General features: G+C 63.4%; 21 protein-coding genes and 1 pseudogene. 10 read left to right on the plus strand and 12 right to left on the minus strand.

Going from position 1 to position 21522, the window contains the following annotated elements:
- Window positions 1-2 precede the first annotated feature (2 nt).
- The 3 genes and pseudogenes from ligD (at window position 3) to DS839_RS10660 (ending at window position 3642) form a co-directional block, all read left to right on the plus strand.
- A pseudogene (gene ligD, locus DS839_RS37195) lies at window positions 3-2463 on the plus strand (DNA ligase D).
- 72 nt (window positions 2464-2535) lie between these two features.
- Window positions 2536-3258, plus strand: a complete 723-nt coding sequence (locus DS839_RS10655) for an SIMPL domain-containing protein (RefSeq protein ID WP_162918433.1) — start codon at window positions 2536-2538, stop codon at window positions 3256-3258.
- Between the two features lie 81 nt (window positions 3259-3339).
- Window positions 3340-3642, plus strand: a complete 303-nt coding sequence (locus DS839_RS10660) for a hypothetical protein (protein WP_119270282.1) — start codon at window positions 3340-3342, stop codon at window positions 3640-3642.
- A 67-nt stretch (window positions 3643-3709) separates the two neighbouring features.
- Here DS839_RS10660 and DS839_RS10665 read toward each other — a convergent pair whose 3' ends face one another.
- Together DS839_RS10665 and DS839_RS10670 are read right to left on the minus strand one after the other, a co-directional pair.
- The gene (locus DS839_RS10665; protein WP_119270283.1) at window positions 3710-4735 is read right to left on the minus strand and encodes an alpha/beta fold hydrolase; all 1026 of its coding nucleotides are present in this window, start codon (window positions 4733-4735) and stop codon (window positions 3710-3712) included.
- 76 nt (window positions 4736-4811) lie between these two features.
- The gene (locus tag DS839_RS10670; RefSeq protein ID WP_119270284.1) at window positions 4812-6134 is read right to left on the minus strand and encodes a purine-cytosine permease family protein; all 1323 of its coding nucleotides are present in this window, start codon (window positions 6132-6134) and stop codon (window positions 4812-4814) included.
- A gap of 294 nt (window positions 6135-6428) precedes the next feature.
- On the opposite strand from DS839_RS10670, the gene DS839_RS10675 reads away from it, so the two are divergent.
- Entirely contained in the window at window positions 6429-7394 is a 966-nt protein-coding gene (locus DS839_RS10675; protein WP_368911468.1) for a hypothetical protein, read from the plus strand.
- Here DS839_RS10675 and DS839_RS10680 read toward each other — a convergent pair.
- From DS839_RS10680 to DS839_RS10695, 4 genes are all read right to left on the minus strand, one after another.
- A complete protein-coding gene (locus DS839_RS10680; protein ID WP_119270285.1) occupies window positions 7367-7666 on the minus strand; it encodes an antibiotic biosynthesis monooxygenase family protein in 300 nt (99 codons plus the stop codon). The genes DS839_RS10675 and DS839_RS10680 overlap by 28 nt on opposite strands.
- Window positions 7667-7669: 3 nt before the next feature.
- Entirely contained in the window at window positions 7670-8305 is a 636-nt protein-coding gene (locus DS839_RS10685; RefSeq protein WP_119270286.1) for a carbonic anhydrase, read from the minus strand.
- Window positions 8306-8677: 372 nt separating this feature from the next.
- A complete protein-coding gene (locus DS839_RS10690; RefSeq protein ID WP_119270287.1) occupies window positions 8678-10615 on the minus strand; it encodes a PhoX family protein in 1938 nt (645 codons plus the stop codon).
- Window positions 10616-10784: 169 nt separating this feature from the next.
- Window positions 10785-11480: an ArsR/SmtB family transcription factor gene (locus DS839_RS10695; RefSeq protein WP_119270288.1), complete on the minus strand. Its 696-nt coding sequence runs from the start codon at window positions 11478-11480 to the stop codon at window positions 10785-10787.
- Between the two features lie 134 nt (window positions 11481-11614).
- Here DS839_RS10695 and DS839_RS10700 point away from each other — a divergent pair, with 134 nt between their 5' ends.
- Together DS839_RS10700 and DS839_RS10705 are read left to right on the plus strand one after the other, a co-directional pair.
- The gene (locus DS839_RS10700) at window positions 11615-12535 is read left to right on the plus strand and encodes a DMT family transporter (protein WP_119270289.1); all 921 of its coding nucleotides are present in this window, start codon (window positions 11615-11617) and stop codon (window positions 12533-12535) included.
- A 56-nt stretch (window positions 12536-12591) separates the two neighbouring features.
- Window positions 12592-13311, plus strand: a complete 720-nt coding sequence (locus DS839_RS10705; RefSeq protein ID WP_119270373.1) for an oxygen-binding di-iron domain-containing protein — start codon at window positions 12592-12594, stop codon at window positions 13309-13311.
- A gap of 85 nt (window positions 13312-13396) precedes the next feature.
- On the opposite strand, the gene DS839_RS10710 is transcribed toward DS839_RS10705, so the two are convergent.
- On the minus strand, window positions 13397-14368 hold the full coding sequence (locus tag DS839_RS10710) for a DUF4424 family protein (RefSeq protein ID WP_119270290.1): 972 nt from the start codon (window positions 14366-14368) through the stop codon (window positions 13397-13399).
- Window positions 14369-14827, minus strand: a complete 459-nt coding sequence (locus DS839_RS10715; RefSeq protein WP_368911469.1) for a hypothetical protein — start codon at window positions 14825-14827, stop codon at window positions 14369-14371. It lies immediately after the preceding gene.
- Between DS839_RS10715 and DS839_RS10720 the strand changes: the two genes are divergently transcribed.
- Both DS839_RS10720 and DS839_RS10725 read left to right on the plus strand, forming a co-directional pair.
- Entirely contained in the window at window positions 14814-15686 is an 873-nt protein-coding gene (locus tag DS839_RS10720; protein WP_162918434.1) for an AraC family transcriptional regulator, read from the plus strand. The two genes, DS839_RS10715 and DS839_RS10720, sit on opposite strands and share 14 nt — an antisense overlap.
- 72 nt (window positions 15687-15758) lie before the next feature.
- A complete protein-coding gene (locus DS839_RS10725; RefSeq protein ID WP_368911471.1) occupies window positions 15759-16196 on the plus strand; it encodes a VOC family protein in 438 nt (145 codons plus the stop codon).
- A 3-nt stretch (window positions 16197-16199) separates the two neighbouring features.
- On the opposite strand, the gene DS839_RS10730 is transcribed toward DS839_RS10725, so the two are convergent.
- Genes DS839_RS10730 through DS839_RS10745 form a run of 4 tightly spaced genes read right to left on the minus strand, consistent with a single transcriptional unit; the run spans window position 16200 to window position 20069 of the window.
- A complete protein-coding gene (locus DS839_RS10730; protein ID WP_119270292.1) occupies window positions 16200-18146 on the minus strand; it encodes an oxidoreductase in 1947 nt (648 codons plus the stop codon).
- Window positions 18147-18201: 55 nt separating this feature from the next.
- Window positions 18202-18723 carry a GNAT family N-acetyltransferase gene (locus tag DS839_RS10735; protein WP_119270293.1) on the minus strand — a complete coding sequence of 174 codons (522 nt, stop codon included), beginning with the start codon at window positions 18721-18723 and terminating at the stop codon, window positions 18202-18204.
- A 10-nt stretch (window positions 18724-18733) separates the two neighbouring features.
- Window positions 18734-19087: a GFA family protein gene (locus tag DS839_RS10740; RefSeq protein WP_119270294.1), complete on the minus strand. Its 354-nt coding sequence runs from the start codon at window positions 19085-19087 to the stop codon at window positions 18734-18736.
- Between the two features lie 34 nt (window positions 19088-19121).
- The gene (locus DS839_RS10745; protein WP_119270295.1) at window positions 19122-20069 is read right to left on the minus strand and encodes a LysR family transcriptional regulator; all 948 of its coding nucleotides are present in this window, start codon (window positions 20067-20069) and stop codon (window positions 19122-19124) included.
- 107 nt (window positions 20070-20176) lie between these two features.
- On the opposite strand from DS839_RS10745, the gene DS839_RS10750 reads away from it, so the two are divergent.
- Both DS839_RS10750 and DS839_RS10755 read left to right on the plus strand, forming a co-directional pair.
- Window positions 20177-20824 (plus strand): FMN-dependent NADH-azoreductase, encoded by a 648-nt coding sequence (locus tag DS839_RS10750; RefSeq protein ID WP_119270296.1) that lies wholly within the window; start codon window positions 20177-20179, stop codon window positions 20822-20824.
- A gap of 62 nt (window positions 20825-20886) precedes the next feature.
- A complete protein-coding gene (locus DS839_RS10755) occupies window positions 20887-21519 on the plus strand; it encodes a UdgX family uracil-DNA binding protein (RefSeq protein ID WP_119270297.1) in 633 nt (210 codons plus the stop codon).
- Window positions 21520-21522: the final 3 nt, after the last annotated feature.

Consider the following 21522-nt stretch of genomic DNA (forward strand, 5'->3'; position numbering starts at 1 on the left):
CCATGGCCAGCTCGCGAACGGCCCTCACCTCTTATCATCACAAGCGTAATTTCGCCGCGACCCCCGAGCCCAAGGGCCGCATCGCGCGCAAGCAAGGTCGTTCCTTCGTCATCCAGAAACATGATGCATCGCGGCTGCATTTCGATTTCCGTCTCGAGCTCGACGGCGTCCTCAAGAGCTGGGCGGTGACCCGGGGCCCGAGCCTCGATCCGAGCGAGAAGCGGCTCGCGGTCCGGGTCGAGGACCATCCGCTCGACTATGGCGGCTTCGAAGGCACCATCCCCAAGGGGGAATATGGCGGCGGCACCGTGATGCTGTGGGACAAGGGCGAATGGGAGCCGGAAGGCGATCCGCATGAGGGCTTGCGGAAAGGCAAGCTGAGCTTCGTCTTGAAGGGCAAGCGCCTCAAGGGTGCGTTCACCTTGGTGCGCATGCGCAAGGACCGCAACGGCAAGTCGCGCGAGAACTGGCTCCTTATCAAGCAGCACGATCAGGCAGCGAGCGAAGAGATCGATCCGGTCGAGAAATGGCAGAGAAGCGTCACCACGCGGCGCAGCATGGAAGGCATCGCCAAGGCGGATGGGCGCAGGCCATGAAGCGCGGGAAATCGCGCAAGGCCGCCCTGCCGCCTTTCGTGGCGCCGCAGCTTGCTTTCCTCAAGGACCAGCCGCCCGAAGGATCGAACTGGATCCACGAGATCAAATATGACGGCTATCGCGTGCTCGCCGCCGTCGGAGGCACAGAGGCGCGGCTCTATACCAGGAGCGGCCAGGACTGGACGGAGAAATTCAAGCCCATCGCGGATGCCTTTGCCAGGCTCGACATCGAGGCGCTGATCGACGGCGAGGTGGTCGTCTTCGAGAACGCGGGGCGCACCAGCTTCCAGGCCTTGCAAGAGGCCTTGTCCGAGCGCCGCCACAGCGATCTGCGCTATGTCGCCTTCGATCTCCTGAACGAGAGCGGTGAGGATTTGCGCAAGCAGCCGCTGGTCGAGCGCAAGAAGCGGCTGAAGAAGCTCTTGGGCCGAACGAAAGCGCCGTTGACCTATGGCGATCATATCGAGGGCGACAGCGACAAGGTCCTGGCCGAAGCCTGCCGGCTCGGCATAGAGGGGCTCGTCTCCAAGGACAAGACCAGTACCTATGTGTCGGGACGCGCCTTGACCTGGATCAAGAGCAAGTGCCTGGGCCGCTCCGAATTCGTCATTGGCGGTTTCCGACCCTCCGACAAGCAAGGGCGCAGCTTCGCCTCGCTCCTCATCGGCGAATTCAACAAGGGCGATCTCATCTATAAGGGCCGCGTCGGCACCGGCTATGACGAGGCCACCTTGCGCTCGCTCGGCGCCAAGCTCAAAGCCCGCCTGATCGACAAGCCGCCCTTCAAGGCCGTGCCGCGCGACATCCGCAGCCGCGCCCGCTGGGTGAAGCCGGAGCTCGTCGCCGAGATCGCCTTCACCGAAAGGACAAGGGATGGCATCTTGCGCCACCCGGTCTTCCTGGGCTTGCGCGAAGACAAGCGTGCGCGTGATGTGACGGGTGCGGACCGTATGGAGGCTCTTGCATGAGCAAAGAAGAAGACGAAGTCGCGGGCGTCAGGCTCACCCATCCCGACCGGGTGCTTTATCCCGACCAGGGCCTGACCAAGCGCGAGCTCGCTTTATATCTGGCGGGCGTCGCCAAGCACATGCTGCCATTCGCGGCGAAGCACCCCTTGAGCCTGGTGCGCTGCCCGGACGGCATCGATGGCAAATGCTTCTTCCAGAAGCATCTGACCGCCAGCATGCCCAAGGGCTTCAAGACGGTGACGATCCGCGAGAAGGATGGCGACAAGGCCGATTATCTCTATGTCGAGGATGTGTCGGGCATTGTCGGCGCGGCCCAGATCGGCGCCCTCGAGCTCCATGTCTGGGGTGCGCCCAATGATGATCTCGAGCATCCCGACCGTATGGTCTTCGACCTCGATCCCGATGACAGCGTGGGCTTTGCCGAGGTCAAGGCGGCAGCCGGCGATCTGCGCTCGGTCCTCGAGGCGTCAGGCCTTCAGACCTTCGCCATGGTTACCGGCGGCAAGGGCATCCATGTGATCGCCCCGCTTTCCGGCCGCAATGACTGGGACGAGGTCAAGACCTTTGCCGCAGGCCTCGCCCGAAGCTTTGCGGATCGCGATCCCGACCGGTTCATCGCCACTGCCAGCAAGGCCAAGCGCAAGGGGCGCATCTTCATCGACTGGTTGCGCAATGAGCGGGGCGCCACCGCTATCCTCCCTTATTCGCCCAGGGCCCGCAAAGGCGCTCCCGTCGCCGTGCCGGTCGGCTGGAGCGAGCTTTCCCGGCTCAAGAGTGCCGCGGCCTTCGACACGGTTGCCGTTCTCAAACGACTGAAAGGTCCCAAGCGCGATCCCTGGCCTGGCTACCGAAAACGGCAGCATCTTGGCAAAGAAACGATCGAAGCCGTCGCATCTTAACGAATTATTTCCTGCCACAGCGCCGCCGCAATCGGCTCCCATCTGATGGCTGGTTTCCACTGGGAGTCTTTCATGGACCGCCGCTCTCTCGCTGCTCTGGGCCTCACCGGCCTTGCTGCTGCCGCTCTCGCCACCCCGTCTCTAGCTCAGGAGTCCAAATCTATGCCGCGCCTCATCTCACTCAACGGACATGGCGAGGTGAAAGCCAAGCCCGACATGGCGGTCGTCAATGTCGGCGTCACGACCCAGGCCCAGACGGCGCGCGAGGCCCTGACCCAGAACACCGCCGCCATGGAGAAGGTCTTTGCCAGCCTCAAGGCGTCCGGCATCGAGGCCAAGGACATCCAGACCTCCAATTTCATGATCAATCCGCGCTATCAATATGACCAGAATAATGCTCAGCCGCCGCGCGTAATAGGCTATGACGTGTCGAACACCGTGACCGTCTCGGTGAAGAAGCTCGACACGCTGGGTGCGGTGCTCGACAAGGTGGTGGGCGAAGGCTCGAACCAGATCAATGGCGTGATGTTCGCCATTGCCGATGACGAGAAGTTCAAGGACGAGGCGCGCAAGCTCGCGGTCGCCGATGCCGAGCGCAAGGCGAAACTCTATGCCGAGACGACGCGTATCTCGCTTGGCCAGATCATGTCCTTGAGCGAAGGCAACTACCAGCCGCCGCAGCCTGTCTATTATGGCAAGGCGGTCAGGGCCGACGCGGCGCCGAGCGCCGTGCCGATCGCCGAAGGCGAGCAGACCGTCGCGATCGATGTGAACATCGCGTGGGAGATCAAGTAACGGCTGTAAACCGTTGATTTGACTCCCACATCAAAGGCCGGCGGAGCGGTTTTCCGCCGGCCGTGAAGGAGAGTGTGGATCATGGGTTTGCGTCATCTCATCATCGCCGCGATGCTCGCGGGCTTCGCGCCGGCGCACCTGCCCCTTGTCACGATCGACAAGGCCGAAGCCGCCCAGACATCCCAGACCGTGAAGAAGAAAAAGAAGAAGGTGGTCGAGAAGAAGCCGCAGCAGCCGCGGGTGAAGCAGAACTTCCGCGCCCCCCGCCCCGGCGAGCCCAATGCCGGCTGGACCGACGACTGCCTCTTCTACTATAACGTCTATGGCAGGCTGCCGAACTATTGCCAACCATATGGCCGCGGCTTCCGGATGTGGGACTGGTAAAGGCGAAGCATGACCCTCTCCAATCCTTCGGACGGGAGAGGGGAAATGTTGAGGCAGCCTCGAAGCGCTATACCGGCGTGTTGAGCAGCTCCTTCACATATTTGTCGAGGAACTTCACATCCTCAGGATTCGTCCCGGGGCCGCCGGCGAAATGGCCCCAGATCGAGGGCATGGGAATGAGCTTTGCATTCGGCATGTGCTTGACCTCGATGGCGCTGTCCTCCGGCGGGAAATAGAGGTCGGTCTGGCCGGGCATCACATAGGCCTTGGCCTTGATGGCGCCGAGCGCCTTGCGGAAATCGCCCTTGTAAAGCTCGTTCTTGCTGATGTCGCCATTCTGCCAGGTCCACAGCATGGTGAGCAGGTTGTTGGCGTCCTTGGGCAAAAAGAAACCCTCCCAGAAGGCGACAAGGAAATCCTCGAGGGATGCGAAGCCGAGCGTCTTGAGATCGAGCTCTTCGCGATAGAAACTCTGCGAGAAGCCCCAGCCGGCATAGACGCGCGCCGCCGCGCGCAGGCCCTTGGCCGGCTTTTCCTTGTACCAGCCGTTGTTCCAGGCGGCATCGGCCGTCAGCGCCGCCTTGACGCCTTCGAGGAAGACGAAATTGTGCCTCGAGCATTTGGCCGAGCCGCAGAAGGGCAGGATGCGCTCGACCATGTCGGGGAAGAGCGCACCCCAATGGAAGGCCTGCAGCGCCCCCATCGACCAGCCGATGACCAGCTTGACACGCTTGATGCCGAGCTCGTCATGCACCAGCCGGTGCTGCAATTTGACATTGTCATAGGGCGTCACATCGGGGAAGCGCGACGCATTATAGGGCTCGGGCATGTTGCTCGGCGAAGAGGAGAGACCGTTGCCCAGCATGTTCGGGATGATGATGAAATATTTTCCGGGATCGAGCCCCATGCCTTCGCCGACGAGCCATTCATTGTCGTAATGCTGGCCGGAATACCAGGTCGGATAGACGATCACATTGTCCTTCTTGGCATTGAGCTTGCCGAAGGTCTTGTAGGCGAGTTTGCAGTCGCGCAGCGCCGCGCCCGATTGCAGCACCACGGTGCCGGCATCATAGATCGAATAGTCTTGTGGCATGGTTCATCTCTCCCTCAAATTGCGAGAGGCCAGTGTCCTGGCCTCCCTCTTTCGATACTCTTCTTGCGCGAGATCTTTATGCCTCGCGCATCACCTTGGAAATGGCAAAATAGACGATTGCCGCGACGAGGAAAGCCGAGATCGCGGTCGACCATTCCGGCGCCTTGAACTCGACCAGAAGGGCTACCGCCGATCCCGCGGCCCAGGCGATGAAGGCGGTGGTCCGCCAATCCGCCGAGGCTTCGGAATTCTTGCGGACGATATACTGGTCGACCAGGATGATGGCGCCGATGGGCGGCACCAGGATGCCGAGCAGCGACAGCCACTCGATGAAGAAGGCCCAGATATTGCCGGCGGCGACCAGGATGCCGATGGCGCCGAGGATGATGGCCATCAGTCGCATGTTGCTCGAGAGAATGCGCGACCAGCCGGTCGCCGCATTATAGAGACAGTGGGCGCAGACCGATCCCAGATTGCAATAGAGGAAGAGGAAGGCGAGCACCGAGAGCCACGCGGCCTGCTTGCCATTCATATAGCCGAACATGTTGTCGACGCCGAACGGATTGGCATTGGGCACCGCCAGCGCCGCCGTCATGACGCCGCCGACCAGCATGGCGATGAGATTGGCGAAGGGAAAGGCGCTGAAGGTCGAGATGAGCGAGCTTTTGCGATCGGCCGCCCAGCGGTTGAAGTCGGCGGTCACGGTGCCTGCATCGACGAACAAGGTGAGCACGATGGTGAGGCCCACGCCCATCGACATGGTGGCGATGCCATTGTTGCCGGGATAGGCCATGATGGCGCTCCAGCTCGTCGTGCTTGCGGCATCGAGAGCGACCCAGATGCCGAGGATGACGAAGAGCGGCACCGAGATGAGGCCGATCCAGTGCAGGCCGCGCACGCCGATGAAGGTGATGGCGATATAGAGAATGCCCGCGACGATCGTCATCGCCACATAGTTCAGACCGTAGGTGGAGCTGATCAGGGCGCCGGTGATGCCGGTCTGCACCGCATACCAACCGAGCAGCAGCGTCGACAGAAGGCCCGAGGCGAAGACATAGCCCTTGCGGCCGAATACGATGCTGGAGAGAAGGGCGAAATTCATGCCGCGGTCGGTGCCCAAGAGCCCCAGAAGCCCGACATAGGCGAACATGATGAGATTGCCGATGATCATCGCCTTGAGCGCGTCGGCAAAGCCCATGCCGAGCACGAGGATCGATCCGGTCATGGCGCCGGTGATGATCATCGGAAAGCCGATCCACACCATGGTGACCGAGAACAGGCTGCGGCGGGCTTTCGCCGGCACCGGCGTGTGCTCGTACTCTTCACCTAAGAGATGATCGGCTTCCGCCTCGAGCTCGGTCAGAGACGAGGCGCGAGCCCGCTGTTGATTGTCTGTCATGTGCGTTTCCTCAAGTCTGTTTCTTGGTCTAGGCACGAAGCGACGCAACGCATGTGGAGCAAGTCCAAATGCAAAAACAAAAGCCCCCACCGAGATCTTTGAGGATCTGCAGATGGGGGCTTCAAAGCCTGGATTTTTCGGCAATGGCGCCGAGATAACAGGTTAACTATAGCGCAAGCGGGCGCTTTGTCTACATGGAATCGACAGGAGCTGTAACCGAAACGGTTGCTGACTCGTATTGTCACGAGAATGGTGTAGCTCGCGATCCCGAGGCAACGATGCTAGAGTCCACCCATGCCCGTCTGTGAAGCAGACCCCTGGCGCTTGCAGTATTTCGAAGCCGTCCCCTGCCCGGCCGATGTCCTGATACCGACCGAGGATTGCGACGCTTGGGTCTGGTATCCGCGCGCCAACTGGATCTATGACAAGCTGCGCATCGCCCAGAGCCAGGGGCTCGATTGCGGCCCGCACGGCATAGTCCCCCAGCGCTTCCCGGTCTTCTCCAAGCCGATCTTCAATCTGAAGGGCATGGGCGTCGGCAGCGGCGCCTTGCGCTCGCTCGCCGAATATGAGGCGAGCTATACGCCGGGACATTTCTGGACCGAGCTCTTGACGGGCGACCACCTGTCGACCGATTGCGCCGTCGTCGAAGGCGAGGTGCGCTGGTGGCGGCACACGACCGGCAAGCCTCTCGGGTCGAACGGCATGTTCGATTACTGGACGATACACGGCGAGGGCCGCCCGGCGCTCGAAGACTATGTCGGCTCATGGGTAGGCCGGCATCTTGCCGACTATACCGGCATGCTCAATGTCGAGACCCTGGGCGGACGCATCATCGAAGCGCATTTGCGTTTCGCCGATCAGTGGCCTGATCTCTATGGCAAGGGCTGGGTCGAAGCGCTCGTCCGGCTCTATGCCGGGAAGCGCTGGGATTTTCCCGAGGAAGGCCAGCGCCGCGACGGCTATTCCGTCGTGCTCTTCGGCCGGCATGGCCGGCATTTTCGCCACCCGCCGGCCGATCTGCAGCGCGCCGTGCGCGCCATGCCGGGCGTGATGAGCCTCCAGATCACCTTCCATGAGACGAAGCCGCCGGAAGACCATGCCGCACCGCCAGGCGGCTTCCGGCTCGCCATCGTCAACACCCATGATCTCGAAGCGGGCTTTGCCGCGCGCCGGCGGATCGCCGAGGCCTTCGCGCCCGAAGACCTGCTGTGGCCCGAAGGGGCCCGTCCTCACGCACTCGCGACCGGCGCGCTATAATGCTCGACCAGCGGGAAGGGCTCATAGAAATGATGCAGAAGGCGCTTCCATTCGCCATAGCGCTCTGAGCCGCGAAAGCCATCCGTGTGGGCTTCGAGCGTATCCCAGGCGACCAGCAGCAGATATTTGCCTTTCGCTTCGATGCAAGGCCTGACCTCGAGCCGGAGGAAGCCCGGCGTCGCGGAGATGAGCGGCAGTGCCTCGCGCATCGCCTGCTCGAAGGCACTCTCTTGTCCCGGCTTCACCTGCAAGAGCGCGTGTTCGAGGATCATCGCTCACACCACCGTCCAGCGGCGCTCCGTCTCGGCATAGACATTGAGCTCGCCCTGCGAGATGTCGAACCATGCGCCATGGAGCGTGAGCTGGTCCTTGCTCTCGCGCACCCTGATCCAGGGAAAGGTGCGCAGATTGGCGAGTGAATGCTCGACCGAGGCCTGCTCGACCGCCGTCAGCCGTTCCGCCGGGCCGTGATCATGGTCATGCTCGACGACGGCGGCCACATCGCGCACCCCGGCGAGCCACTTGCCGATGAAGTCGCCAGTGCTCAAGGGATCGCCCGGCTCCATGATCGCCCTGATGCCGCCGCAGCGCCCGTGGCCCATGATGACGATATGCTGGACGCCGAGCTGCAGCACGGCGAATTCGAGCGCCGCACTGGTCGAATGGTGCCTTCCGTCCGGCGCATAAGGCGGCACCAGATTGGCGACATTGCGCACGACGAAGATCTCGCCCGGCCCCGCATCGAAGATCGTCTCGGGGGCGGCGCGCGAGTCGCAGCAGGCGATCATCATGATGGTGGGTTTCTGCTGGCCCTGGCCGAGGCGGCGGTAGCGCTCTTCCTCCGCGGCATAGCGTCCGGCGCGGAAGCTGGCATAGCCGTCGAGAAGCCGTTGCGGGAAATTGACGCCCATGCCACCACCCTCACATTATGATAGGGTGAGCTAAAGCAAAAAGGGGCCGGCGCCGCAAGCGCTGGCGGCATGACAAAGCGCCGCCCCTGGCGGGACGGCGCTCTCAAAGCATGATCCGGAAAAGTGGATACCGGTTTTCCGAAAAGATCATGCGCAAACAAACGGATAAAGCGTGATGGCGATTCAAGCCATCACGCTTTTATGTCCTGCCCCTCATTCCGCAAGCTTACGCAACGCCGCCGCGAAACGAGGGCTCTCTTTGAACCTGGGCCATCATTGCCTGCCTTGACGACAGGGCGATGTCAGTTTGACGAAATCGTTTTTGAATCTGATTTCAACCTCTTAGGGAGAAAGCTTGAATCAATTTGACAGCTACCCGCCGATCGGGCCGCCGCCATCGCGAGTGATTACCACGACCGACGGCCGCGGCGGGATCTTGTCGTCGAAATCGGGCCACCGCGTGGTCGGCGCCTCGATCGTCGGCGAGCCCTCGGCCGGATGCTGGACCGAGACGAACATCGTCGCCCCGTCGGGCGTGAAGGCGGGGCCCGTCGCTTCCGCATCCGTCGGGCAGCAGAACAGCGCCTTGGGCAGGGCCCGCGCCGGCCCGTCGGTATCGACCGCGAAGATGCCGTCGGCGAGGTCGAAGTCGTTCATGCCGTCGGTCGCCACGAACATCCGGCCCTTGGGGTCGAAGGCGATATTGTCGGGCGTCATGAAGAAGCCGTCGGCCGTGGTGTCGGGATGGAATTTGGCGCCGGTCTCGGGCTTGGAGGGATCGCCGCACAGCATGAGGATGTCCCACTTGTATTGGGCGGCGGTGTGGTCGGCTTCCTTGCCCTCGCCCGGCGGGATCAATTCGACGATATGGCCCCATTTGTTTTCCGGCCGCGGATTGGCGGCATTGAGATTCTCGGGCTTGCGCTTATTCGACTTGGTCAAGACCGCATAGACCCGACCCGAGACCGGATTGGTCTCGAAATCTTCAGGCCGGTCCATGCCGGTGGCGCCGAGCTTGTCGGCGGCAAGTTGCGTCTTGATCAAGACCTCGCCCTGATCGGCAAAGCCGTTCTCGGGCGTGAGCGGACCCTGGCCATGGACCAGCGGCAGCCAATTGAGCGTGCCGTCGGCCTCGAATTTGGCGACCGCGAGCTCGCCTTCGTCGAGCAAACCAATATTGGCCTTGCGGTCGCTCGCATTGAAGGGCTTCGCGGAGACGAAGCGATAGAGATATTCCTGGTGGTCGTCATCGCCCATATAGACGGCGACGCGGCCGTCCTTGTTGACGACGACGGTCGCCCCTTCATGGCCCATGCGGCCGAGCGCAGTGCGCTTCACCGGCACCGAATCCGCTTCATAGGGATCGATCTCGACCACCCATTGGAAGCGGTTCATCTCATTGGGCTCCTTCTCGACATCGAAGCGGTCGTTGAAGCGGGCAAAGCCATAGACGTCTCCGGGCTCATAGCCGACGCGCTCGGCGATCTCCTTGTTCGCCGTCTTGGCGGCATCGCCGCCGAAGAATTCATAGGCGAATTCCTCGCAAGTGAGGATCGTGCCCCAGGGCGTGTAGCCGCCGCCGCAATTCGCCATGGTGCCCTTGACCTTGGTGCCGGTCGGATCGGCCGACGTCTTGAGCTGCGCATGGCCGGCCGCGGGCCCGGCGATCACCATTTCGGTTTCGGCCGTGATGCGCCGGTTGAGCGGCGAATTGGCGACGAGCCGCCATTTGCCGTCCTTCTTCTCGATCTCGGCCACCGTATGGCCGATCGCCGCCTTCAGCACCTCGACCTGGTCCTGGCTCAGGACCTTGCCCACGCCCTCGTCCTTGACGATGAGGGTCGGGAACATGATGTGCGGGCTGGGATATTCGTGATTGACGCAGAGCAGGCCATGCTCGGAGGAATTGGAGCCGAAGGGCAAGGGCAGATAGCCGACGAAGTCGTTGTTATAGCCGAACTGCCGCGCCTGCGAGGTGGCCGACTGCTGGGCGGGATCGAACTCGGCCGCATCCGCTGTCAGCTTGTCGCCCCAGCGCAGCAGCACCTCGGCGGTGAAGCCTGGCGCCACGTGATGGGTCTTGTCATAGACGCGCTTGAGCTCGGTGAAGGTGAGCGATGACTGGGTGCCGCCCGCCATGGCCTCGCCGCCGAAGATCGAGCCGGCGAAGCCGGGCACGATGGCGGAGGCCGCGGCGGCCGCGGCCCCGCTGCGCAACAGGTCGCGGCGCGACAGTCTTTCGGCGAGCACGCTGCGGAAATTGGGGGATGTCGTCTTGGAGCGGATATGATCGGGATCGTGGCGCGTCATCTGTCGTCTCCTGGGTTCGCAAGCCTTGGGGTCAGGGCGCAAGCTCGGCTTTGCTCATGGAGGCCGGATGACGATTTTACGACAGCGCGATGTCAGCCCACCGCAAAAATTTCCGATTCCGTTTCAAGACGTTAGAGTCTTCGCTTGAATCATTTTGCGAAGATGGACGTCACGGCATGGAGATGCCGAAGGTCTCGCGGAAGCCCGCGATTCCCTTGGGCGTGAAGGTGACGGCGCGGCTGTCCTTGCCGCGCTTGATCCAGCCGAGATCGAGGCTCCTTTGGCAAAGCGCGGCGCCGAGCCTTCCCGCGAGATGCGAGCGCCTTTCGCTCCAGTCGAGGCAGGTGCGGCAAAGCGGGCGTGTGCTCTTGCCGCCGTCGAGATCGAGGCCGAAATCGCTGAAGAAGCGGTAGCCATCCTCGGTGATGGCGGCGGCACCGTCGGACAGGATGATGAACTGCCGCGCGCTCAGCCGGTCGGCGAGAGCGACGGCGAGCCTGCCGGCCAGATGGTCGTAGCAGGTGCGCGCGGTGCGCATCGCCTCATCGCGGGGCCCCGTCGGGCGGTGGCGCTTCGGCCCATTGGCGGCGACCAGCATCAGGGCCTCCATGGCCTCGGCGACTTGCGGTGACGCCAGGCGGAAATAGCGGTGCCGGCCCTGCTTCTCGAGCGCGATCAATTGCGCATCGGCGAGCTTGGCCAGATGGCCGCTGGTCGTCTGGGCGCTGACACCGGCATGCCAGGCGAGCTCACCCGCCGTCAAAGCGCGGCCGTCGGCGAGCGCCTGGAGGATATTGGCCCGGGCCGGATCGCCGATCAGCGCCGCGACCTCGGCCAGGCTGTTGCCGGAAACGAAATTCGTCATGGCCCTGACTATAGGCCTGGCACTCTTGCCGGTCAGCAGCAAATGCTTCGGCCGCGGCCGAAGCGTTGGGATGCGACTCTGTCAAGCCTTCATGTCACAGATGGCGCCCATCACAGGCATTAAGGATGACTGCCATGGCCCCCTCTTCCTCATCTCGTTCACTCGGTTTCGAGCTCCTGCTTCTGGCTCTCCTGGCAACGCTCTGGGGCGCGTCCTACACCTTCATCAAGATCGGCGTCGAAACCATTCCGCCCGTCACCTTCATCGCCTTGCGCACCCTCATCGCGGGCCTCCTGCTGCTGCTGGTGCTGAGGCTGCGCGGCCTCAGTTTGCCGCGCGATCGGGCGAGCTGGCGCCTCTTCGCCATCCAGGCCGCGATCAACAGCGTCCTGCCTTTCACCCTCATCGCCTGGGCCGAGCTCACGCTCGATGCCGGCCTCGCCGCCATCCTCAATTCGACCACGCCGATCTTCACCTTCCTCATCACCATCGCCATCACCCGGCATGAGCCCGCCACCTGGCGCAAGGCCTTCGGCGTGATCGCCGGCATGGCGGGCATCTGCCTCATCATCGGCGTCGAGGCGCTGAACGGCGTCGGGCGCGAGCTTATGGCCCAGCTCGCCATCATCATCGCCACCATAAGCTATGGCTGTGCCTCGATCTTCGGGCGCAACTTCAAGCATATGGATCCGATGATGCCGGCGGCAGGCTCGATGCTGGCGGGAGCGGCAGCACTCGTCCCCTTGAGCCTCGTCATCGACCAGCCCTGGACGCTCGCCCCCTCCTCCTCATCGCTCATGGCGCTGGCTGGCCTGGCCGTCTTCTCGACCGCCCTCGCCTTCTGCATTTTCTTCCGCCTCCTCCACACGCTGGGCTCGGTCGGGACCACCGCGCAGGCCTACTTGCGCGTGCCGGTCGGCGTCGCCATTGGCGCCTGGTTCCTGTCGGAGCGCTTGAGCGACACCGCCTGGATCGGGCTCGTCTGTGTCGTCATCGGCGTCGCCGCCATGACCTTGCCGGGCCGCAAGCGCGCTTTCGCCCACAAGCCGGCATAGGAATAGGGCCCGTTCCATGCGATGTTCCCCAAGGGAATCATATGCAGGATGGTGCCATGGCTACTGTCGATGAAATCGCGCCCGATCTTTTCCGGATCTCGCTCTATATCCCCGAGCTCGACATGCAGTTCAATCACTTCCTGGTGCGCGACGACGAGCCGCTGCTGTTCCATGCCGGGCTCAAGGGCATGTTCGAGGACCTGCGCGCAGCCATCGGCCGCCTCATCGATCCGGCGAAACTGCGCCATGTCGCCTGGAGCCATTTCGAATCGGATGAATGCGGCGCGCTCAATGACTGGCTCACGCTTGCGCCCCAGGCCGTGCCCGCCTGCACCATGGTCGGCAAGATCGTGAATGTCGATGATTTCGCGCTCAGGCCGGCGCGCGGCATGATGCCGGACGATGTGCTGGAGACGGGCAGATACCGCTATCGCTTCTACCGCTCGCCCCATATCCCGCATGGCTGGGACGCGGGCGTGCTGTTCGAGGAAAGCACCAGGACCTTGTTCTGCTCCGATCTCTTCCATCATTTCGGCAATGGTGCCGCTTTGACCACCGCCGATCTCATCGGCCCGACCCGCGCGGCGATGGCGCTCCTGGCGCAAGGTCCGCTTGCCGGCTACATGCCCTATACCAGCCAGACGGCGGGGGTGCTCAGGTCTTTGGCCGACCTCGCGCCCGAGCGTCTCGCCGTCATGCACGGCTCGTCCTTCGAAGGCGCCTGCGGCCCGATGCTGAATGATCTCGCCGGCGTCATCCAGGAAGCCTTCGATTAGCTAGAGCATCGGACCGAAAAGTGCGATGCGGTTTTCGGATAATCCGATGCGCAAACAAAAATAGAGCGCCGAGGAACGCGGCGCTCTATTCTGGTTCCTGGAACGTATAGAAGACGACGCTGAGGTCGGCCTTCGGCGTGAAATCCTTGGCCTGCCATTCGAAGCGGGTCGGCGACACCTTCTTCGCCTCGGGCGGGCAGAAGGCGGCGAGCGCCGCCGCATCAGGCTTCTCGACGCTCAGATTGAAGCGGCGAATGGGCCCCTTCCAATATTTGGCCGTGGTCAGCACATAACCGACGGTCGCGACCTCGTAATAGGCCGTTCCCTTGGCCTTGCGCTTGGCGAGCGCCGCTCGCACCGCGGCATCGACACAGGCCGCTTCCGCCCATTCGCCCTTCTCATAGCTGTCGCCGATATCGGCCGGATAGCCGGCGAGCGGCACATAGGAGATCGAAACCTTGGTCTCGCCGGGGCGGAAATCCTGCTGCCATTCGAAGGCGACCTGACAGTCCCATTGCGGCCAATAGGCGGGCTCGCCATAGCTCTCGCCTTGGCCGACGGCGCCGAGCGCCACCAGTTCGTCGAGCTCTGGCTTCGGTACTTTCTTGAGCAGCGCATTGGCGTCATCGACCAGCATATGGAGCGGCAGTCCGGCCTGGGTGATCTTCTCCGTCACGTCGCGGTCATTCACCAATGCGCGGGCGAAGGGCTCGGCCTTGACTTCCTTGCCGTCGACCCAAACCTTGAAGCCCATGTAGTTTTCGGGCGGCGAGCCCTCCGGCAGGGTCTCCCGCAGCGAGCCCGGATCGTCGTTGACCGGAATGCCCGGCATCGGAAAGGCGATGGTGACGGTCTGCGCCGCCGCTGCTGCCGACTTGTAGAGATAATCGACCGTGATCTTGTGGAGCGACACGCTGAGATCCTCGCGCAGGATCGACACGGTGTCGGATTGCTTGAAAACGAGGCCGCCGGTCTTGCGCTCGGCGATGGCGCCATTGGCGAAGGCCGCCGTCGCGGTGATTGCCAGCCAGAGAGCGGCAGATAAGAGTCTGTTCATCTATTTCTTCCTGACTTTCGCCGCGGCCTCATCGTCCTGGAGATGGAACCTGTGCAGCATGCGATGATAGAGCGGCGCCAGCGCGATGCCGGCAATGCCGAAGATGACGATGCCGGAAATGATCGCATAGACGCCGGCGAAGATCTTGCCGCCCACCGTGTTGAGCGGCTGCACCGGTCCCATGCCGGAGAGGATCATTGCCGCATTGACGAAGGCGTCGACGGTGCTCATGCCTTCGAAGCCGCCATATCCGGCCATGCCGACGACGAGCCAGATGAAGACGATGCCGGCGCACCACAAGGCGTTGCGCATGAGCCGCAGGGCGAAGCTGTTCGGAGCGGCGAGCGGCTGTCCTTTCGATTCGAAATGGAAGAGATTGCGCATGACCGGACGCTCGCATGAGGCATGGATGGCGTCAATCGCCGGCCATGCTAGGATGCGGCCGATGATTGAGAACATCCAGGACCGCCGGATCACCCGCCTCGCCTATGAGGGCGAAGCGGGAAGCTGGGAGATCTGGCGTGCTTTGCCGCATCCGTCACTTGTCCCGCATGTGATCGACTATTCGGGCTACCGCGAAACGGGCGGCAAGCCGGTCTGGCGGCGCGAATTGCCGTCGAGCTTCATTCCTCTGATCATCAATTTCGATGCGCCTTTCACCTTGCGCGACGGACGCGCCGCCGAGACGCGCTATGAGAGCTTCGCCGCCGGCATCTATTCAGCGCCGGTCATCGTCGGCTCGGCCGGCAGCGCGCACTGCCTGCAAGTGAACTTCTCGCCCCTCGGCGCTTTGCAGTTCCTTGGCGTGGCCCAGTCGGAGATCGCCGGACGCACGCTGGCGCTCGCCGACCTCCTGGGCCCAGGCGCCGGCCGCTTCATTGCAGAGTTGCACGACACCCCTGATTGGCCGCGGCGTTTCGCCTTGCTCGACCGCTTCATCGCTGCGCGTTTCGCTGCGGCGCGGGCGCCCAACGACACGGTGCGCCAGGTCTGGCACGGGCTGAAGCGGAGCAAGGGTGCTGCTTCCATTGCCGGCCTCGCCGAGGATGCGGGCGTCAGCCGCCGCCATCTCGCCAAACTGTTCCGCACCGAGATCGGCACGACTCCCAAGACCATGGCACGCATCCTGCGCTTCGAGCATGCCCGTCACATGGCGGGAACCGTGCCGCGCCAGGGCTGGGCCGATATCGCCTATGAAGCGGGCTATGCCGATCAGGCCCATCTCACGCGCGAATTCCGGGAATTGTCGGGCCTGTCGCCGAGCGAGCTCTTGCGCAAGGACCGCGCCGAGACGGGCGTTCTCGAAGGCGTCGCTTGAGGTCACATTTCTTCAAGACGGGAGGAACTTCGGGATGCGATGATCGCTTCAACAGACAAAGGAGTTTCGATCATGGCCGACATGCCGACCACCCAAAGCCCCATTCTCTATCCCACCATGACTTATCGTGATGCCGCGAAGATGATCGACTGGCTGGAGAACGCCTTCGGCTTCCGCAAGCATGTCGCTTACTCAGGCGAGGACGGAAAAGTCATACATGCCGAGCTCGCTTTCGGCGACAATCTGCTGATGCTGGGCACCGCCAAGCCTGACACCGCCTTCGGCAAGCTGGTCAAGTCGCCACAGGATATCGGCGGCACGACCCAGGCCGTCTATATCGCCGTGCCTGATGCCGATGCGCTATTCGCCAAGGCCAAGGCGGCAGGTGCGGAAATCGTCATGGAGCTGACCGATCAGCCCTATGGCAGCCGCGACTTCATCTGCAAGGACCCGGAAGGCCAAGTCTGGTGCTTCGGCACCTATGCGCCGAAGGTCCCGGCGGGCGATTGAAGTTTACACGGCCATTCCCGCCTTGAGGCCTTCATAGACCGCCTCCTCGGCGGTGCGCGCCGCGAGGCAATCGCCGATGAGATAATGCTCGAAGGCCTCAGCCGTGCGGGTGAGCGAATCTTCCGGCGCATTGGGACAGGCGAGCACGATCGTGTCGACCTCTTCCAGCACCACCGGCTCCTGCGCCGCGGTATGGAGGAAATAGGCGGTCGTCGCATCCGCCCCATAGAGCCGCATCAGCGGGATGATCTTGACGCCGAGACGATGCAGCCGCGCCAGATGCGCATCGCGGGTGTAGTTCTGGATCGCCATGCCGGCGCTGAGCCCGTTCACGGCGAGCCGCACGTCGACGCCCTCGCTGGCGAGCTTCTCGGCGACCCCGAGGCCGATCCAGTCGGCGAGCCAGTCATAGATCACGACGCGGCTGCCCGTCTTCTCGCCCTTCAGGACATCGACGGCATGGATCACATGCGCATCATCGCCGATCTCGGCCGGCGGGCGCTGCGGCAGCGACCCCGATGCGAGGATCACCGCATCCGGCGCCTCGCTCGCGACGAAGTCGGGCGTGACCGTCTTGCCCTTGACGATACGGACGCCCGATCGTTCCGCTTCGCGCGTGAGATTGGTGATGATGCCGCCGAATTCGGCGCGGGCGGGGAGAAGCTGGGCGAGCCGCGCCTGGCCGCCGAGCTGCGTGTCCTTCTCATAGAGCGTCACCTGGTGGCCGCGCTCGGCCGCGACCGCCGCCGCCTTGAGGCCGGCGGGCCCGCCGCCCACCACCATCACGCGCTTCGCCCGCGCCGCTTTGGGCTTCACGCCATAATCGAGCTCGCGCCCGGTCTCGGGATGCTGGATGCAGGAGATCGAGAGCCCGAGCTGGAAATGGCCGATGCAGGCCTGGTTGCAGGCGATGCAGGCGCGGATGTCGTCGGTGGCGCCGGCTTTCGCCTTGTTGGCCATTTGCGGATCGCAGATCATCGCCCGCGTCATGCCGCACATGTCGGCCGCGCCTTCGGCGATCACCTTTTCCGCCTCATGCGGCTGGTTGATGCGCCCGGCCACGAAGACGGGCTTGCCGATCGCCTGCTTGAGCTTCCGCGCATAGGGCGCCACATAGGCATTCTCGATCAGCATCGGCGGCACGATATGGATGGCGCCGCCTTGCGAGGCCGACGTCCCGGCGATGACATTGAAATAGTCGAGATCGTCCTTGAGCAGGCGGCAGGCGGCGAGCGTCTCGTCCTCTTGCAAGCCATCGGCGTCGAGCTCATCGCCCGAGAGCCTGAGGCCCACGATGAAATCGGCCGGCACTTTCTTGCGCACGGCTTGGGCCGCCTCGCCGATGAAGCGGATGCGGTTCTCGAGTCCGCCGCCGAAGCGGTCGTCGCGGCGGTTGACGCGCGGATTGAGGAACTGCGCCGGCAGATAGCCATGGCTGCCGACGATCTCGACGCCGTCGGCGCCCGCTTCCGCCATGCGCCGGCCCACCTCGCCATAGCCCGTGATGATCTCCTCGACCATCGCCAGCGACATCGGCCGGGGCGCGGTGCGGAAGCGCTCGGAGGGCGAGAAGGAGGGCGCGTAGGCCGCCTGCGCCACACCTTCGGGCCGGCCCAGAAGCTCGCGCCCGGGATGGAAGAGCTGCACGAAGACTTTCGTGCCTTCCCTGTGGATGGCCTCGATCATCTTGGCGAAGGGCTTGATGCAGGCATCCTCGGTGCCCATCAGCAGATCGGTCGTGTAGCGCGCCGATTCATGCACCCCCACCACTTGCACGATGATGAGCCCGGCCCCGCCCTTGGCGCGCGCCACGTGATAGGCGGTGAGCGCTTCCGACGGCAGGTAGTTCTGGGGCAGATAGGTGTCGTGGCCGGTCGAGAATATCCGGTTGCGGAACTCGGTACGCTTGACCTGGTACGGGGTGAAGAGATGGGTAAAGAGCTTGGACATGAAGGGAACTAAGCAAAAAGCGCGCCTGCGCGAAAGAGCGCGGGCTTGCGACTTCTTAGCCGTTCAGCCGCTCGAGCAGCAGCACCGCATCGCCCATGAAGGTGGCACGGGCATATTCGCGAAAGCCGTTCTTGGCGGCGAGGCGGAGCGAGGGCTGATTGGCGGGATCGATGATGCAGACGCTGCGGCCTTGCTTTTGCTTATCGAGCCATTCGAGCGCCGCCGCGACCGCTTCCGAGGCATAGCCTTTCCCATGGAAATCGGGACCGAGGACCCAGCCCACTTCCGGCACGCCGCGGATCGAGGGCTCGATCATGCGGTGGAAATCGGCGAAGCCGACATCGCCGGCGAAGCGGCCCGACGCCTTTTCCTCGACCGCCCAATAGCCATAGCCCAGAAGCGGCCACAGGCCGCGATAGCGCAAGAGCCTGGTCCAGCATTCATCGGGCCGCATCGGCTTGCCGCCGATATAATGCGTCACCGCCTCTTCCGACCACATGGCCATGAGCGCCGGAAAGTCATCGACCGTATGCGCCCTCATCCTGAGGCGCTCGGTCTCCAGAACCGGTACATTCATATGGCTGGCTTTACCTGCTGCGGCCGTCGAATGGCTTGATCTTCGCTTGACCGGGCTCGAAACCTTCGACGCAGCGCATATTGATCGAAGCCATGGCGATGCCGTTCGGCGCCTTGGCTTCGCCGAAGGGGCCGATGCCGCAGGTCGGGCAGAAATGATGGCGGATGCGATGCGTGTTGAAGGTATAGGTCGCGAAATCCTTCTCCGGCGTCTTCAGGACGAACTGGTCGCGCGGCACGAAAGCCAGGAGATGCGCGCGCTTCGCGCACAGCGAGCAATTGCATTCGATCACTTCCGCGACCGGCGCCTCGGTGTCGAATTCGAAGGCGATCCGGCCGCAATGGCATCCACCGCTGTAATGCATGACTGTGCTCCTGCAACTTTTCCGGTCCCTTAGCCTATCGCGCAGCCAAAGGCGAATGTTCCTTTGCCAACACCTCGTCCGGCGCATATTCGTTGAAGCAGCCGAGATGCTGCTTGAATTCGCCGATCAGCCATGAGGCTGCGGGCCCCGGATTGCGGTCGTTGCGATGCATGGCATAGAGGGGTCCTCGCGCTTTGCTGAAGGATTCGAGCTCGAGCTCGACCAGCCGTCCCTGCGCCAGGTCATCGGCGATCATCCAGGGCGGCAGGCTGCCCCAGCCGACGCCGGAGCGTAGCATGAGATGCTTGGTATGCATGTCGGTCAGCCGCCAGGTGCGATAGGCGAAGACGCCGAAATCCTTGCCCGCCGTGCGCCGCGACTGGTCGATGACGACGAGCTGGACATGGTCGCGCAATTCCTCTTGCGCCACCGTTCGCTTGAGACGGGCGAGCGGATGATCGGGTGCGGCGACCGGCACCAGCGTCACATCGCCGATCTCGATCAGCCGCACATCGGCATCGGTGATACCGCCGACGCCGATATCGGCCTCGCCCTTCACCACCTGATCGACGATGAGCCCGAGCGTGCCGACGCTGAGACGCAGCGTGACCGTCGGAAACTTCGCTTCGAAGGCCTTGAGCACGGCGATGAGCACCGGCGCCGGCAGCGTCACGTCGATCGAGAGGGCGACCTCGCTTTCGAGCCCTCGGGCGTGGTGCTCGACGCGCGAGCGGATGCGCTGCAGCACCCCGCTCATGCGCCGCGCATCCTCGAGCACCGCCTTGCCCATCTCGGTGAGCTGCGGCTCGCGGGTCCCTTCGCGCTCGAACAGCTTCACCCCGAGTTGCGCCTCGAGATTGGCGATGGTGTAGCTGATGACCGATTGCGCCCGGTTCAGCTTGCGCCCGGCGGCCGAGAAGCTGCCGGTCTCGGCTACGGCGAGCAGCACCTGGAGCTGGTCGAGGGTCGGGTTGGCCTGCATAACATATCCATTTTATAGATGGAACAGATCGATATTATAACAGTTTTTCAGATGGATGGACAGGCACATATTCGTAGGCGTCAGTCAACCCAACGCGGAAACCCATCATGTCCATCCTCCTCATCACTTCGAGCCCGCGCGGCTCGGCCTCTCACTCGACCCGGATCGCGACCGAGCTCGCTCACAGGCTCGAGGCCGCCGATCCCGAGGCCACCCTGACGGTCAGGGACCTCGCCGCGAACCCCTTGCCCCATATCGATTCCGATTATTCGGCCGGCATCTACACGCCGCCCGAGAAGCGCAGCGACCGCCAGGCCGAGCTGGTCGGCGTCTCGGATGAGGCGGTCGATCAGCTCTTCGCCGCCGACACGATCATCCTCGCCACCGGTCTGATCAATTTCAACATTTCCTCGACGCTCAAATCCTGGATCGATCATGTCGCCCGCGCCGGACGCACCTTCTCCTACGGCAAGGACGGGCCCAAGGGCCTGGTGACCGGCAAGAAGGTCTATGTCGTGCTGGCGTCGGGCGGCGTCTATTCGGAAGGGCCCGCCATTCAGCTTGACCATGCCATCCCCTATTTGCGCCACATGCTCGCTTTCATCGGCCTCACCGATGTGGAGGTCATCCGCGTGGAAGGTGTCGGCATGGGCCCGGAGGCCACTGACGCCGCGTTGAAGAAGGCGACGGACCGGGTCAATGCCCTGGCCTTGGCATCGAGGACATCCGGCCTCGGCGCCGCCGTCGCCGCCTGACCTGCAGCATGTGAGAGAAAACGCCGTTCCGGCACTTTTGGGCCGGAGCGGCGTTATCTTGCATGGCGAAGGAACCCGAAGACCATTCCGACGCGTCGAGCCTTGCCGAATTGCGCCGCGAGGCGGCCGATTGCCGGCGCTGCCCCCTGTACAAGAACGCCACCCAGACCGTCTTCGGCGAAGGCGCCGCCCATGCGGCCATCGTCTTTGTCGGCGAGCAGCCGGGCGACCAGGAAGATCGCCAAGGCAAGCCTTTCGTCGGTCCGGCAGGCAAGATCTTCGACCGCGCTCTGGCCGAAGCCGGCATCGAGCGCAAGGACACCTATGTCACCAATGCGGTCAAGCATTTCAAATTCGAGCCGCGCGGCAAGAAGCGCTTGCACAAGCGGCCCGATCGCAGCGAGATCGAAGCCTGCCGCTGGTGGCTCACGGCCGAGATCGCGCTCATCCGACCCAAGGTCATCGTCGCTCTGGGCGCCACCGCGGCGCGCGCCTTGAGCGGAAAGGCGCTGACCATCGGCAAACTGCGCGGCGAGCCGCTCGAGCTCATGGGCCATGCGGGCTTTGTCACCGTCCATCCGTCTTATCTCTTGCGCGTGCCCGACCAGGCGGCGCGCCGGCTCGAATACCGCAAATTCGTTGCCGATCTCCGCCTCATCGCGCGCCATGCCGCCGCGAAGCGGATCGCCGCCTGATCC

It is taken from the genome of Taklimakanibacter deserti (assembly GCA_003574785.1).